Genomic DNA, 14778 nt, shown 5'->3' on the forward strand with positions numbered 1-14778 from the left:
CTTACACGAGAGTCCCCGGATAGTGAAATCGGGGGGTCGACTTCGGCATCTTCGCAGCTAGACGTGGTGCGGCGACCGGAGACGGAGGATGCTGTGCGGGTGCTGCTCTCCCCTCGCCTACGCCCGTGGGGCACGTACGGCCTCCGCCTCGCGTTGGTCGCCGCTTACTACTACGCGGGTGCACGCCTGGGACTGCTCCAGGCGTTGATCAACGACCAGGTGACCCCGCTGTGGCCGCCCACGGGCGTCGCGCTGCTCGCCCTGATGCTCGGCGGGGTGCGGATGTGGCCGGGGATCGCGGTGGCGGCGTTCGTCGTGAACGCGACGCTCGGCGACAGCAGCTCGGCGTTCCTCATCAGCGTCGGCAACACGCTCGGCCCCGTGGTGGCGTTCCTGCTCCTGCGCCACTCCGGCTTCCGGCTGGAGCTGGACCGCACGCGGGACGCGCTCGCCCTGGTCTTCCTCGGCGCGTTCGCGGGCATGGCGGTGAGCGCGACCGTAGGGACGGGCGCGTTGATGTGGGTGCACGCGATCGACGACACCGGGTTCTGGGTGACGTGGTCGGTGTGGTGGACGGGCGACGCGATGGGCGTGCTGGTGTTCGTGCCGCTGGTGCTGGCGTTGCGGCGACTGCGCTTCCCGGCGCCACCGGCACGTGTGGTGGAGGCGGCGGCCTTGCTGGTGTCCATGTCGGTGGTGATGGTCATCGCCGCGACCAGCCCGATGCGGCTGCTGTACCTGGTGTTCCCGTTCGCGATATGGGGTGCGCTGCGCTTCCAGCACCTGGGTGCGGCGCCGTGCGCGCTCGTCGCGACGATGATGGCGGCACGAGGGGCGGCGGCCGGTATCGGTCCGTTCGCGCACATGGACGTGTTGGCGAGGATGGTGACGTTGCAGGCGTTCAACGGCACGGTGGCGCTGACGACGCTGGTGTTGAGCGCCGTGATCGCCGAGCGCAACGAGGCGCGCAAGGCGATCGAGCGGACGTGCGCGCAGTTGTCGGAGGTGGTGGCCGCGTACCAGCCGTTGCTGTTGGGCGATGGGTTGCCGACGAAGCGACCGGACGCGCGTTAGTGGATGTCGTGGTGGTGGGCGGCGGCCCGGCGGGTCGTGCGTTGGCGTCGTCGTGCTCGGCGGTCGGGTTGGCGACGTTGCTCGTGGACCCGCACCCGGAGCGGCCGTGGCGGGCGACCTACGCGGCTTGGGCGGACGAGTTGCCGGCGGGTGCGCCGGTGGCGGTGGTCGCGGCGAAGGCGCGGGCCGTGGCGGTCGGCGCACACCGGATCGGGCGCGCGTACGCGGTGTTGGACAACGAACGGCTGCGACGGCTGCCCGAGGACGTCGTGGTGGTCCGCGGCTCGGTGGTCGACCGCGGGCGCAACCACGTGCGGTTGGCGGACGGGCGTGTGCTGGCCGCGGGTGTCGTGGTGAACGCGGCGGGCTCGACGGGTGGCGGTGCGGCGCAGCACGCGGTGGGCGTGGTGGTGCCGAAGGCGTCGGCAACACCGTTCGTGGGGGACGACGAGGCGTTGGTCATGGACTGGCGCAAGCCGCCGGACGCCGGCTCGCCGGACCCGACGTTCCTGTACTCGGTGCCGCTGCCGGGCGACCGGGTGCTGCTGGAGGAGACGTCGTTGGCACGTCGACCCGGCGCGCCGTTGGCGGAGTTGCGGCTGCGGCTGCACGCCCGGCTCGCCGCGCACGGCATCGCGGTGCCGGAGGGCGAGGAGCGGGTGCGGATACCGCTGGCGGGTCGCCCGGTGGCGGGCGCGTTCGGCGCGGCGGCGGGGATGGTGCACCCGGCGACCGGGTACAGCGTCGCGGACGCGTTGCGGCTCGCGCCGGAGGTGGCGCGCGGCATCGCGGCCGGAACGCCGGTGGAACGGGTGGTGTGGCCGCCCGCCGCACGGGCCGTGCACGCGTTGCGGCGACACGGGCTGCGAGTGCTGCTCGGGCTTCACCCCGAACAGGTGCCGAACTTTTTCGACCTATTCTTCCAATTGCCGGAGAATCAGCAACGGAACTACCTGGGCGGTCGATCCGACCTGGTCGGAGCGGTGCGGGCGATGGCGGCGCTGTTCGGCGCGGCCCCGCCGGCGCTGCGTGCCCGGTTGGCATTCCCGGGGCCGGCGGTCAAACGTACCCGAACATCAGGTTAACGGGCTGGGCTTTCGAAGATCGACCGGGCAGTATCGTCGTGTGCCCGCCTTGCTGGATGACGTTCGCTTCGCCTTCCAGCCGCTGTTCAACCTCCACACCGGGGGTGTCGTCGCGGTCGAGGCACTGGCCCGGCCCCACGACGGCAGCGTGCAGGACCTGCTCCGCACGGCTTTCCGCGCGGGGTACCTGGCGAACACCGACGTGGCCCTCGCCTGCCGCGCGATCCGCCACGCCGCCGACCACGACGTCCGGCTGCCGCTGCACGTCAACCTCCTCGCGATGACCATCGCGGACAAGCCCGAGCAGCTCGCGCCCCTCTACGGCGCGTTGCGCGACACCGGCAGGCAGCCGGCGGACCTGGTGGTGGAGGTCGGCACGCCGTACTCGCGCGCGCCGCGCCACCGCGTGGTCCGGGGCCTGGACCGGCTGCGCCAGGACGGGTTCAGGATCGGGCTGGACGGGGTGGGCGAGGGTGACGCGCCGCTGTCACTGCTGGCCGAGGTGCAGCCGGACGTGGTGAAGCTGGACCGCGAGGTGGTGGTCGAGCTGCCCGCGGACCCGGCGCGGGTCGCGCTGGTCCAGGCGTTGCTGCACCTGTGCGAGGCGACCAACTCGCAGGTGGTCGCCGAGGGCGTGGAGACGGAGGCGCAGCTGGCCGCGCTGCGCCGGGTGGGCGTGCGGCTCGCGCAGGGCAACCTCCTGGCGGCGGCGCAGCGCCGGCCGCGGGTGGACGCGACCATCTCGGCCGTGCTCAGCGAGGTCAACGACCCGGAGGCCACCAACAAGACGATCACCGCGCCGCTGCGCCGCAAGGCGGGCCCGAAGGTCACCGACTTCCTGCACCCGGCGACGACGCTGCCCGAGTCGGCGACGTCGGAGGAGGTGCGGGACGTGCTGGCGGCGCAGCCGACGGTGAACGGCGTGGTGCTGGTGGACGAGGACAACCGCCCGTGCTGGACGGTGGACCGCAACCGGTTCCTGCTCGCGGTGACCGGTCCGTTCGGGCACGCGCTGCACGCCAAGCGGGAGGCGGCCCGGCTCGCGGACAAGCCCCGGGTGATCGGCGCGGACTCGACGGCGCTGGAGATGCTGGACGTGGTCGCGCACATCAACCGGGAGCGCACCAACGACGACCTGGTGGTCGTGGACGACGAGGACCGCTGCCTGGGCGTGGTGCGGGTGGCGGACGTGGTGCGCGGCATCGCGGAGATGAAGGTGGAGCAGGCCGCCGCGTTGAACCCGCTGACGCGGCTGCCGGGCAGCGACTCGATCGCCCGCGAGGTGGACCGCCGCATCCTCAACGGCGAGATCTTCGCGGTGGGCTGGCTGGACGTGGATGCATTCAAACGGGTGAACGACACCGTGGGGTTCGCGGCGGGTGACGACCTCATCCGCGCGTTGGGCCGGACGCTGTCGGAGGGCGCGGCGGCGTTCCCCGGTATCCAGGTCGGTCACGTCGGCGGTGACGACTTCCTGGTGGTCGCGGGCCTGAACGAGGTGGTGCCGTTCGCGGCGGGCGTGCTGGACAAGCCGCTCGACGCCGAGGGGCACGCGGTGACGCTGTCGCTGGCGACGCTGGTGTGCGCGGCGGGCTCGGCGACTTCCTACCGCGAGGTGTCCCGGCTGCTCGCACCGCTGAAGGAGCACGCGAAGTCGTTGCGCGGCAACAGCTGGGTGTTGGGCCGGCCGGGCAGCGACCACGTGGACGTGCTGCGTGGCGGCGCTCATTTGGCCGTCAGCTAGCCGGACGGGAAGTTCACCGCAACGATGCCTGTGCACCCCTGCTGATCACTCATAGCATCAGGGTGACTACCCACCGCTGGGAGGTCCCTGGTGAGCGAAGTCGACGTCAGCGCCGCACCGCGTCCCCGAACCGGGTTTCACACCGCGTTGACGGTGGGGGTGGAAGAGGAGTTCCTGTTGGTGGACGCCGGTACCAGGAAGTTGGTGCCGCTCGCCGCGGCGGTCCTGGACCGGGCGGACGGGGTGCTGGACCTCCAGGCCGAGATGACCCGCTTCCAGGTGGAGAGCGCCACCCCCGTGTGCCGGACGATGGACGAGGTGCGGCAGCAGATCGTGCTGGGCCGTCACACGCTCAGTGCGCTCGCCGGTGAGCACAACGCCCGGATCGTGGCAACGGGAACACCCGTCCTGGGCGGACATCGCCCGCCGCCGTTGACGGACCGTCAGCGCTACCGCGAGATCGCCCACCGGTACGGCTCGCTCATCGACGGGTTGACGATCTGCGGTTGCCACGTGCACGTCGGCATCCCCGACGAGGAGACCGGGGTGCTGATCTCGAACCACCTGCGGCAGTGGCTGCCGGTGCTGCTCGCGATCAGCGCGAACTCCCCGTTCTCCGAGGGGCGCGACACCGGGTACGCGAGCTGGCGGTACCTGTCGTGGAGCCCGTGGCCGTCCGCGGGCGCGCCGCCGTGGTTCGGTTCCGCCGACGAGTACCGCGCGGGCACGCGGACACTGCACACGTCCGGGGCGGTGATGGACGCCGGGATGATCTACTGGGACGTCCGGTTGTCCGCCAGCCACCCGACCGTCGAGGTGCGCGTGTGCGACGTGGCGGGCACCGTGGAGGAAGCGGTGCTGATCGCCGCCCTGGTGCGGGCGATCGCGGTGGTCGCGATGTCGGGTGAACCTGCCTACCCGGTGCCGGACCTGCTGCTGCGGACGGCGTTGTGGCGTGCCGCGCGGGACGGCGTGGAGGGCGCGGGGGTGGAGCCGCGCACCGGGCGGCTGGTGCCGGCCGTGGACCTGGTGCGGGGGCTGGTGGAGTGGACGCGGCCCGCGCTGCGTGCCGACGGGGACGAGGACCTGGTGGTGGACGGGGTGGCCCGGCTGCTCGCCGACGGCGGCGGCGCGGCGCGGCAGCGGCGGGCCTACGCGCGGCGCGGGGAGTTGGCCGACGTCGTGGAGATGCTGGTGGCGCAGACCGTGTGAGCCCGTCCTATTTCTTGGCCTGGGACAGGAAAGCGGCGAACGAACGCGCCGGGAAGACCAGCGACGGGCCTGGCTGCTTGCTGTCCCGGACCACCCGACCATCCGCGAGGCACGCCAGCTCAACGCACTGCGGGTCGTTGCCACCGTTGGTGTAACTGCTCTTGCGCCACCTCACCGTGCTCACCCCTCCTCGCTGTTGGACAGGGCGGCGATCCCGGCGTCGAGCATCGCCGCCGAATCCTCCTCAGGAGTAGCACGTTCCCAAGCGTCTTGAAAGACCGCGGTGAACAACTCGGACGCCTTGACGTAGTCACCGCGCAGCGTGGTCGCGACGAACGCGATCGACTTCCCGTCCGCCATGTGGAGGTGGGTGAAGGGGACGCTGAGCGCGGACACCGTTCCGGCGGACTTGGGCACCAGGCGGAAGCGCACGTTGGGCATGGCCGAGATCTTGCGCAGGTACCGCAACTGGTCGCGCAGCACGGCCGGTCCCCCGCTCGCGCGTTCGAGTACCTCCTCGCCCAACGCGATCCACAGCCGGGCGCCGTCCGGGCGGATGACGGTGCGGCTGCGCTCGGCGCGCTCCGCCGCGAGCGGCCCCACCGCGGACGCGGCGACGAGTGGTGACGTGGACAGGGCGGCGTGGGCGTACTCACGGGTCTGGAGCAGGCCGGGGATCTCGTTGTAGACCATGCGGATCTCCACGGCGAGGCGTTCCAGCGAGAGGTACTGCCTGGCGCGCGGGCCGGGCACGGCGTGGCGGCGCGCGTGGCGGACCAGGACCCGCAACTCGTCGGTCTGCTCGAGGGCGGGCAGGCACAGGCCGATCATCGCCTCCACGTCCCGCGACGACGGCGGCATCACGCCGTTCTCGATCTTGGTCAGCTCGGTCGCGTAGAAGCTCTCGGTGGGGAGCCTGCGCACCAGTTCGCCGTGTGGAACCGGGCGATCACCGGGTCGACCGCCTCATCTGCCATGTGCCCCTCCGGTTCGAATTCTCAGCGCAACCCGTTTGACACGCGGACTGTTCGGTGCGAGGGACATGCGCTCGTCCTGTACGCCGGACATCGCAGGGAGTTGGGAGCACTGTGTCGAACGCGGTGCTGGAGGTCACGCCGGGGCAGTGGGCGAAGACGGCGGGGTCGAGATGCTGTTCACGCCGCAGGCGTTGGCGAAGCTGGTGCACGAAGGGCAGGAGGCGCTGCGGGTGGTCAACGAGGGACGGCCGCGCGGTTGACCGCGGCCCGCGAACGCGCGACGGCCCCTCCGGAGCGGAGGGGCCGTCGGGGGGTGTGGCTCAGACGGTGAAGCCCAGGGCGCGCAACTGCTCGCGCCCGTCGTCGGTGATCTTCTCCGGGCCCCACGGCGGCATCCAGACCCAGTTGATCCGGAAGTCGTCGACGATGCCGCCGCCCGGACCGCCGACCAGCGCGCTGCGCGTCTGCTCCTCGATCTGGTCGGTCAGCGGGCACGCCGCGGACGTCAGGGTCATGTCGATCAACGCCACGTTGTCGTCGTCGACGCGGATGTCGTACACCAGGCCGAGGTCCACGACGTTGATGCCCAGTTCGGGGTCGACCACGTCGCGCATGGCCTCCTCGACGTCGTCCAGCGCCGCCACGTCCGCCTTCGGTGCGGGGGGTTCCGGCATCCCCGCCACGCCGCGGACCACGTCCTCGGTCTGCTCCGGTGTGGTCATGCCTGTGCTCCTTCGCTGCGGGCGACCGCGTCCTTGAAAGCCATCCAACCGAGCAGGGCGCACTTCACGCGGGCCGGGTACTTCGCGACGCCGGCGAAGGCGATGCCGTCCTCCAGCACGTCCTCGTCCGGCTCGATCCGCCCGCGACCCTGCATCAGCTCCACGAACGCGTCCATCTTCTCGAACGCCTCGGTCAGCGGCCTGCCCACCACCAGGTCGGTCAGCACCGACGTGGACGCCTGGCTGATGGAGCAGCCCTGGCCGTCGTACGACACGTCCGCCACGGTGCCGCCGTCCAGCCTGACCCGGAGCGTCACCTCGTCGCCGCAGGTCGGGTTGATCTGGTGCGACTCGGCGTCGAACGGGTCGCGCAGGCCGCGCCCGTGCGGGTTCTTGTAGTGGTCGAGGATGATTTCCTGGTACATCTGCTGCAACTGCATCAGGCCACCCCGAAGAACCGCTGGGCTTCGCGCACGCCGTCCAACAGGGTCGCCACCTCGTCCAGCGTGTTGTAGAGGTAGAAGCTCGCCCGCACGGTCGCGGCGGCGTCCATGCGGCGGTGCAGCGGCCACGCGCAGTGGTGCCCGACGCGGACGGCGATGCCCAGGCTGTCCAGCACCTGGCCGGCGTCGTGCGCGTGGATGCCGTCGATGACGAACGACACCGCGCCGCCCCGGTCGACCACGTCCAGCGGTCCGACGACCCGCACGCCCGGGATCTCCGCCAGACCCCTCAACGCCGCCTCGGTGAGCAGGTGCTCGTGCGCGGCGACGCGGTCCATGCCGACGGCGCTCAGGTAGTCCACGGCCGCGCCGAGCGCGACGGCCTGCGACGTCATCGGGACGCCCGCCTCGAAGCGCTGGGGCGGCGGGGCGAACGTCGAACTCGCCATCCGGACCATCTCGATCATCGAGCCGCCGGTGAGGAACGGCGGCAGCGCCTCCAGCAGCTCACGCCGCCCGTAGAGGACGCCGACACCGGACGGGCCGAGCATCTTGTGGCCGGAGAACACGGCGAAGTCGACGCCCAGCGCGCGGAAGTCGACCGGGCTGTGCGGCACGGACTGGCACGCGTCCAGCACGGTGAGCGCGCCGACCGCGCGGGCGCGGTCCGCGAGCACCCGGACCGGGTTGACGGTGCCCAGCACGTTGGACTGGTGCGTGAACGCCACGACCTTGGTGCGCGGCGTGATCAGACCGTCCACGTCGGACAGGTCGAGCCTGCCCTCGTCGGTCACGCCGAACCAGCGCAGGGTGGCGCCCGTGCGCTGCGCGAGCTGCTGCCACGGCACGAGGTTCGCGTGGTGCTCCATCTCGGTCACCACGATCTCGTCGCCGGGACCGATCCGGAACCGCGCGGCCTCCGGGCCCGCGACCGACGCGTTGCCCATCGCGTACGCGACGAGGTTCACGCCCTCGGTCGCGTTCTTGGTGAACACGACCTCGTCGAAGCCGACGCCCACGAAGGACGCGATCTTCGCGCGCGCGCCCTCGTACTCGTCGGTCGCCTCTTCGGCGAGTTGGTGCGCGCCGCGGTGCACGGCGGCGTTGGCGGTCTCCAGGAACGCGCGCTCGGCGTCGAGGACCTGCCTCGGACGTTGCGAGGTGGCGCCGGAGTCCAGGTAGACCAGTCGCTTGCCCTCGCGCACGGTGCGGCCCAGGATCGGGAAGTCCGCGCGCACGGCGGCGACGTCCAGTGGAGCGGCGGTGGTGGTCACAGCTCCGACGCCTCCTCTCTACACGAAATCACGACAACGACAACGTCAGGCGACGGTCGCCGCTTCCTGGTTCCCGGTGTACTTCACGTAACCCTGCTCCTCGAGCTGGTCGGCCAGCTCGCGGCCACCGGACTCGACGATGCGGCCGTTGGCGAACACGTGCACGAAGTCCGGCTCGATGTACTTGAGGATGCGGGTGTAGTGCGTGATCAGCATGACGCCCGCCTCGCCGGACTCCTTGTACCGGTTCACGCCCTCGGACACGACGCGCAGCGCGTCGACGTCCAGGCCGGAGTCGGTCTCGTCCAGGATCGCGATCTTCGGCTTGAGCAGGCCGAGCTGGAGGATCTCGTGGCGCTTCTTCTCACCGCCGGAGAAGCCCTCGTTCACCGAGCGCTCGGCGAAGGCCGGGTCGATGTCCAGGTCGGCCATCGCGCCCTTGACCTCCTTCACCCAGTGCCGCAGGTTCGGGGCCTCGCCGCGGACGGCGGTGGCGGCGGTGCGCAGGAAGTTCGACATGGACACGCCCGGCACCTCCACCGGGTACTGCATGGCGAGGAACAGGCCCGCGCGGGCGCGCTCGTCCACGCTCATCTCCAGCACGTCCTCGCCGTCGAGGGTGACGGAGCCGGAGGTGATCTGGTACTTGGGGTGACCCGCGATGGCGTAGGACAGGGTGGACTTGCCCGAGCCGTTCGGACCCATGATCGCGTGCGTCTCGCCCGACTTGATGGTCAGGTCGACGCCCTTGAGGATCTCCTTGGACGTCTCGTCGGCGGTGACCGAGACGTGCAGGTCCTTGATCTCCAGAGTGGCCATTGGTGCTCAGTTCTCCTGTGTGCGCCCGCCGTCGCGGGCGCGGTCAAAAGTCAGTTCGTGGTGGCGTTCGTCGGCGCGGTGACGTCCACGTAGACGTCGCCGTCGCGGAGGTCGACGGCGAAGACGTCGACCGGTTCGGTGGCGGGCGGGGAGGACGGGCGGCCGGTGCGCAGGTCGAAGCACGACCCGTGCAGCCAGCACTCGATCCCCTTGCGCGTGATGTCGCCCTCGGACAGCGAGACCTCCGCGTGCGTGCACAGGTCGCGCAGCGCGTGGACGGCCTCGCCGTCGCGGACCAGGACGACGGGGGTGTACGCGTCGCCGACCTCGAACGCGACCGGTTTGCGGTCGTCGAGGTCGGACAGCGCGCACACCCGGATCACGCGCCCACCGCTTCGAGTTCCGCCTCGATCGCGGCCTCCAGGCGCTCGCGCACCTCGGGGACGGAGATCTTCAGCAGGATCTCGTGGAAGAAGCCGCGCACCACCAGCCGGCGCGCCTGCTCCTCGGGGATGCCGCGGGCCTGGAGGTAGAACAGCTGCTCGTCGTCGAACCGGCCGGTGGCGCTGGCGTGACCCGCGCCCTCGATCTCGCCGGTCTCGATCTCCAGGTTCGGCACCGAGTCGGCACGCGCGCCGTCGGTGAGGACCAGGTTGCGGTTCAGCTCGAAGGTCTCGGTGCCCTCGGCCGCCGCGCGGATCAGCACGTCGCCGATCCACACGGTGTGCGCGTCGTCGCCCTGGAGCGCGCCCTTGTAGACCACGTTGCTGCGGCAGTTGGGCTGCGCGTGGTCGATGAACGGCCGGTGCTCCAGGTGCTGGCCCGCGTCGGCGAAGTACAGGCCCAGCAGCTCGGCGTCGCCGCCGCGGCCCGCGTAGGTCACCACGGGGGTGATGCGGACCAGGTCGCCGCCGAGGCTGATCACGGTGTGCCGCAGCGTCGCGTCCTGACCCAGCTTCGTGTGGTGCGACGAGACGTGCACCGCGTCGTCGGCCCAGTCCTGGATGGCCACGACGGTGAGGTGCGCGCCGTCGCCGACGACGAACTCCACGTTGTCGGCGTACGCGCCGGAGCCGCGGTGGTCGAGCACCACGACGCCCTCGGCGAACTGCTCGGCGCGGACCTGGAGGTGGCCGTAGGCGACCTCGCCGACGCCGGGACCGGTGATCGTGACCGTGGTCGGCCCGACCTTGGTGTCCTTCGGCAGCGTCACGACGGTGGCGTCGGTGAACGACGTCCACGCCTGCGCCGCGATCCGGTCGCCGGGGGTGCCCGCGACACCGAGCCGGTCGTCGCCCTTCGCGACGGTCTCCACGCGCACGCCCTCGGGCGCGGACACGTCGACCGCCGCGACCGCGGTGGCCAGCGCGCCGTTGTGCAGGTTGGCCAGGCGCTTCATCGGCGTGAAGCGCCAGATCTCCTCGCGGCCGCCGGGCACCTCGAACGCGGCCACGTCGAACGACGCGAAGTGGTCCGCGCGCGAGGAGACCGGGACGCCCGCGCCGTGCGAGTGGGCCGTCAGGCCGTGCTGCTGGTCTTGAGTGGTGACGGCCATGTCAGCCGACGGCCCCTTCCATCTGCAACTCGATCAGGCGGTTCAGCTCCAGGGCGTACTCCATGGGGAGTTCGCGCGCGATGGGCTCCACGAACCCGCGCACGATCATCGCCATGGCCTCGTCCTCGTTGAGACCGCGGGACATCAGGTAGAACAGCTGGTCCTCGGAGACCTTCGAGACGGTCGCCTCGTGGCCCATCGACACGTCGTCCTCGCGGACGTCCACGTACGGGTACGTGTCGGAGCGGCTGATGGTGTCGACCAGCAGCGCGTCGCACTTCACCGTGGACTTCGAGTGGTGGGCGCGCTTGTTGACCTGCACCAGGCCCCGGTAGGAGGTCCGGCCGCCGCCACGCGCCACCGACTTCGAGACGATCGTGGACGACGTGTGCGGCGCCATGTGGACCATCTTCGCGCCGGCGTCCTGGTGCTGGCCCTCGCCCGCGAACGCGATCGAGAGGACCTCGCCCTTGGCGTGCTCGCCCATCAGGAACACGGCCGGGTACTTCATGGTCACCTTGGAGCCGATGTTGCCGTCGACCCACTCCATGGTCGCGCCCTCTTCGGCCTTGGCGCGCTTGGTGACCAGGTTGTAGACGTTGTTCGACCAGTTCTGGATGGTCGTGTAGCGGCAGCGGCCGCCCTTCTTCACGATGATCTCCACGACCGCCGAGTGCAGCGAGTCGGAGGAGTAGATCGGGGCGGTGCAGCCCTCGACGTAGTGCACGTACGCGCCCTCGTCGACGATGATCAGGGTCCGCTCGAACTGGCCCATGTTCTCGGTATTGATCCGGAAGTACGCCTGGAGCGGGATCTCCACGTGCACGCCCTTCGGCACGTAGATGAAGGAACCGCCGGACCACACGGCCGAGTTCAGCGCGGAGAACTTGTTGTCGCCCGACGGGATCACCGAGCCGAAGTATTCCTTGAACAGCTCGGGGTGCTCGCGCAGGCCCGTGTCCGTGTCCAGGAAGATGACGCCCTGCTCCTCCAGGTCGTCCCGGATCTTGTGGTAGACGACCTCGGACTCGTACTGGGCCGCCACACCGGCGACGAGGCGCTGCTTCTCCGCCTCCGGGATGCCCAGCCGGTCGTAGGTGTTCTTGATGTCCTCCGGCAGGTCCTCCCAGCTCGCGGCCTGCTTCTCGGTGGACCGGACGAAATACTTGATGTTGTCGAAGTCGATCGACGAGAGGTCGGAGCCCCAGGTCGGCATCGGCTTGCGGTCGAACAGGCGCAACGCCTTGAGCCGGAAGTCGAGCATCCACTCCGGCTCGTTCTTCTTGGCCGAGATGTCCCGAACGACGTCCTCGTTCAGGCCCCGACGAGCGCTCGCGCCTGCCACGTCCGAGTCGGACCAGCCGAACTCGTAGTTGCCGATGCTCGCCAGGGTCTCTTCCTGGGTGAGCGGGGCTGTGGTGGTGCGCTGCTCGGCAGCGGCAGTCATGCGGGCTCCCCTCCATCTGAGGTCCGGTCGTCGGCCTCGCCGACTGTGATCGGGGCTGTGTTCGGGATGTGCGTCGTGCACACGGCGTCGCCGCGGGCGATCGTCGCCAAGCGCTGCACGTGGGTGCCGAGCAGCTCGGCGAACGCCGCCGTCTCGGTCTCGCAGAGCAGCGGGAACTCGGCCGCGACGTGCGCCACGGGGCACAGGTGCTGGCACAGCTGCTCGCCTGCCCCCACGTGGCGCGCCGAGGCAGCGTAGCCCTCCCGGGTCAACGCGGTCGCCAGGGCCTTGGCCCGCTCGGCGGCGTCGGGCTGCGCCGCGATGGCGGCCCGGTGCTGCTCCACGAGCGCGGACACCCGGCGTTCGGCGAAGGCGCGCACGGCCTCCTGCCCACCGCGTTCGGCGAGGAACCGGAGCGCGGCCACGGCGAGGTCGTCGTAGGCGTGCCCGAAGCGGGCGCGCCCCTGCTCGGTGAGCAGGAACAGCTTGGCCGGGCGACCCCGACCGCGCTGACCCCGGCGCGGGGCCTCCCTGCTGACCGCCTCGCCGTCGGCCACCAGCGCGTCGATGTGCCTGCGCACCGCGGTGGGGCTCAGCCCCAGCTGCTCGGCGACGGACGCGGCGGTGACCGGGCCCTGCTCCAGCAGCAGCCGGGCGACGGCGTGCCGGGTCCGACCGTCGTGCCCGGCGGGCACGGTCGCGGAATCGGTCCCGACGTTTTTCACAACACCAGTGTTGCCTATTTCGCCCGCGCTCGCAAAGATCGGCCCGATCGGGGTGACCCGAGTCACGCGCCGTGGTCGGTCGCTACCCTTCGGGCGTGACGGCGGGCGGATTGGTGATGGCGGACCGGGACGGGACGGGCGAGGCAGCACTCCTCGACGCCCGGGAACGGCGGCAGCTCGACATCATCCGCAGGTGGGGCACGGTGGGCGCGCTGCTGATGTTCGTCGGCTCGCTCGGCGCGGGCGCCGCGCCGGTGTTCAGCCCGCTGCCCGGCACGCCGGTGCTCGGCCTGTTCCCGCGGATGCCCAGCGCGGCCATGGCGGTGGTCTGGACGGGCGTGTTCCTGGTGGTGTCGGCGTGGCTGTGGCTGGGCCGGTTCGCGCGGCCGGGCAGGCCGCGGCTGGTGTCGCGCAGCCAGCTCGACCGCACGCTGCTGATGTGGATCACGCCGCTGGTGTTCGTGCTGCCCATGTTCAGCCGCGACGTCTACAGTTACCTGGCGCAGTCGCAGATCGCGGCCAACGGCCAGGACCCGTACGAACTCGGCCCGCAGAGCGCGCTGGGCGTTGACCACCCGCTGACCACGAACGTGCCCAACATCTGGCGCGAGACGCCCGCCCCGTACGGGCCGCTGTTCCTCGCGTTCGGCCGGGTCATCTCGATGGTGACCGGCGAGAGCGTGCTGCCCGGCGTGTTCCTGCACCGGCTGCTGGTGCTGGTCGGCCTGGCCATGATCGTGTGGGCGCTGCCCCGCCTGGCGCGGCGGTTCGGCGTGCCGCCGGTGAGCGCGCTGTGGCTCGGCGCGGCGAACCCGCTGGTGTTGTTCCACCTGGTCGTGGGCGTGCACAACGAGGGCCTGGCGATCGGCCTGATGCTGGTCGGCCTGGAGCTGGCGTTGCGGCGGATGCCGGTCCGGCCGGGCACGCCGGTGACCCGCGAGGAGCTGCTGTGGATCGCGCTGGGCGCGACCATGATCACGTTCGGGGCGGCGGTGAAGATCCCGGCGGCGCTGGCGCTGGGCTTCCTCGGCGTGATGATCGCCCGCCGGCTGGGCGGCTCGTTCCCCGACCTGGTCAAGGCGGCCCTGCTGCTGTCCGCCGTGGCGGGTGTGGTGATGGTCGCCACCTGCCTGGGCACGGGCCTCGGGTTCGGCTGGGTGTCGACGTTGAACGTGGCCGGGACGGTGAAGAGCTGGATGTCGCCGCCGACCGCGATGGGCTTCATGGGCGGCGGGCTCGGGCTGCTGCTCGGGCTGGGCAACCACACCGACTCCATGATCGCGTTGATGCGGCTGGTCACGCAGGCCGTGTCGGTGGTGATCGTGGCGGTGCTGATGTGGAAGGCGTTCAAGGGGCGGATCAAGGCGGTCAACGGCCTGGGCGCGGGCCTGGGCGCGGTGCTGGTGCTGGGTCCGGTCCTCCAGCCGTGGTACGTGCTGTGGGCCGCCCTGCCGCTGGCGACGGCCGTGCTGGCGAAGCGGTTCCGGCTGCTCGCGACGACGGCCAGCGCGTTCATCGCGGTCGTGCTGCCGCCGACCGGGTCGGCGTTCGACGGGCGTGCCTACATCGTGCCGCAGGCCGTGGTGGGCGCGGTGATCGCGTTCGCCGTGTGCGTGTTCGTGGCACGCAGGCAGGTCATGCCGCTGATCCGCCGCGACCCGTTGCCCGACGCGGCCTGACGGCCGCGTAACGCGGGGCCGG

General features: G+C 71.2%; 15 protein-coding genes. 5 read left to right on the top strand and 10 right to left on the bottom strand.

Features of this window, described 5'->3' with window-relative positions; all coding sequences use genetic code 11:
* The first annotated feature begins 93 nt into the window (after window positions 1-93).
* The 4 genes from KZQ38_RS27255 to KZQ38_RS27270 all read left to right on the top strand — a co-directional run bounded on the left by KZQ38_RS27255 (window position 94) and on the right by KZQ38_RS27270 (window position 5115).
* Window positions 94-1074 carry an MASE1 domain-containing protein gene (locus tag KZQ38_RS27255; protein ID WP_308258617.1) on the top strand — a complete coding sequence of 327 codons (981 nt, stop codon included), beginning with the start codon at window positions 94-96 and terminating at the stop codon, window positions 1072-1074.
* Window positions 1074-2159, top strand: a complete 1086-nt coding sequence (locus tag KZQ38_RS27260) for a lycopene cyclase family protein (RefSeq protein ID WP_219445820.1) — start codon at window positions 1074-1076, stop codon at window positions 2157-2159. Before KZQ38_RS27255 ends, KZQ38_RS27260 begins: the two co-directional genes overlap by 1 nt.
* 40 nt (window positions 2160-2199) lie before the next feature.
* Window positions 2200-3903, top strand: a complete 1704-nt coding sequence (locus KZQ38_RS27265; protein ID WP_219445821.1) for a GGDEF domain-containing protein — start codon at window positions 2200-2202, stop codon at window positions 3901-3903.
* 90 nt (window positions 3904-3993) lie between these two features.
* Window positions 3994-5115 (top strand): carboxylate-amine ligase, encoded by a 1122-nt coding sequence (locus KZQ38_RS27270; RefSeq protein WP_219445823.1) that lies wholly within the window; start codon window positions 3994-3996, stop codon window positions 5113-5115.
* Window positions 5116-5122: 7 nt separating this feature from the next.
* Here KZQ38_RS27270 and KZQ38_RS27275 read toward each other — a convergent pair whose 3' ends face one another.
* The 10 genes from KZQ38_RS27275 to KZQ38_RS27320 form a co-directional block, all read right to left on the bottom strand.
* On the bottom strand, window positions 5123-5299 hold the full coding sequence (locus tag KZQ38_RS27275; protein ID WP_219445825.1) for a DUF397 domain-containing protein: 177 nt from the start codon (window positions 5297-5299) through the stop codon (window positions 5123-5125).
* Entirely contained in the window at window positions 5296-6039 is a 744-nt protein-coding gene (locus KZQ38_RS27280) for a DUF5753 domain-containing protein (RefSeq protein WP_219445827.1), read from the bottom strand. Before KZQ38_RS27280 ends, KZQ38_RS27275 begins: the two co-directional genes overlap by 4 nt.
* A gap of 373 nt (window positions 6040-6412) precedes the next feature.
* A complete protein-coding gene (locus KZQ38_RS27285; protein WP_219445829.1) occupies window positions 6413-6814 on the bottom strand; it encodes a metal-sulfur cluster assembly factor in 402 nt (133 codons plus the stop codon).
* Entirely contained in the window at window positions 6811-7254 is a 444-nt protein-coding gene (gene sufU / locus KZQ38_RS27290; RefSeq protein ID WP_219445831.1) for a Fe-S cluster assembly sulfur transfer protein SufU, read from the bottom strand. The genes KZQ38_RS27285 and sufU overlap by 4 nt, the downstream gene beginning before the upstream one ends.
* Window positions 7254-8531 (bottom strand): cysteine desulfurase, encoded by a 1278-nt coding sequence (locus tag KZQ38_RS27295; protein ID WP_219445833.1) that lies wholly within the window; start codon window positions 8529-8531, stop codon window positions 7254-7256. The genes sufU and KZQ38_RS27295 overlap by 1 nt, the downstream gene beginning before the upstream one ends.
* A 45-nt stretch (window positions 8532-8576) precedes the next feature.
* A complete protein-coding gene (gene sufC, locus KZQ38_RS27300) occupies window positions 8577-9350 on the bottom strand; it encodes a Fe-S cluster assembly ATPase SufC (protein ID WP_219445834.1) in 774 nt (257 codons plus the stop codon).
* 50 nt (window positions 9351-9400) lie between these two features.
* The gene (locus KZQ38_RS27305) at window positions 9401-9733 is read right to left on the bottom strand and encodes a non-heme iron oxygenase ferredoxin subunit (RefSeq protein WP_219445835.1); all 333 of its coding nucleotides are present in this window, start codon (window positions 9731-9733) and stop codon (window positions 9401-9403) included.
* On the bottom strand, window positions 9730-10905 hold the full coding sequence (gene sufD, locus KZQ38_RS27310; protein WP_219445836.1) for a Fe-S cluster assembly protein SufD: 1176 nt from the start codon (window positions 10903-10905) through the stop codon (window positions 9730-9732). The genes KZQ38_RS27305 and sufD overlap by 4 nt, the downstream gene beginning before the upstream one ends.
* Before the next feature lies 1 nt (window position 10906).
* Complete coding sequence (gene sufB, locus KZQ38_RS27315; RefSeq protein WP_219445837.1) at window positions 10907-12352, bottom strand: Fe-S cluster assembly protein SufB; 1446 nt, start codon at window positions 12350-12352, stop codon at window positions 10907-10909.
* On the bottom strand, window positions 12349-13077 hold the full coding sequence (locus tag KZQ38_RS27320; protein WP_308258618.1) for a helix-turn-helix transcriptional regulator: 729 nt from the start codon (window positions 13075-13077) through the stop codon (window positions 12349-12351). Before KZQ38_RS27320 ends, sufB begins: the two co-directional genes overlap by 4 nt.
* A gap of 95 nt (window positions 13078-13172) precedes the next feature.
* Between KZQ38_RS27320 and mptB the strand changes: the two genes are divergently transcribed.
* Entirely contained in the window at window positions 13173-14756 is a 1584-nt protein-coding gene (mptB, locus tag KZQ38_RS27325) for a polyprenol phosphomannose-dependent alpha 1,6 mannosyltransferase MptB (protein ID WP_308258619.1), read from the top strand.
* Window positions 14757-14778 lie beyond the last annotated feature (22 nt).

Origin of the sequence: Saccharothrix obliqua (assembly GCF_019375475.1) — a bacterium.
Lineage (GTDB): Bacteria > Actinomycetota > Actinomycetes > Mycobacteriales > Pseudonocardiaceae > Actinosynnema > Actinosynnema obliqua.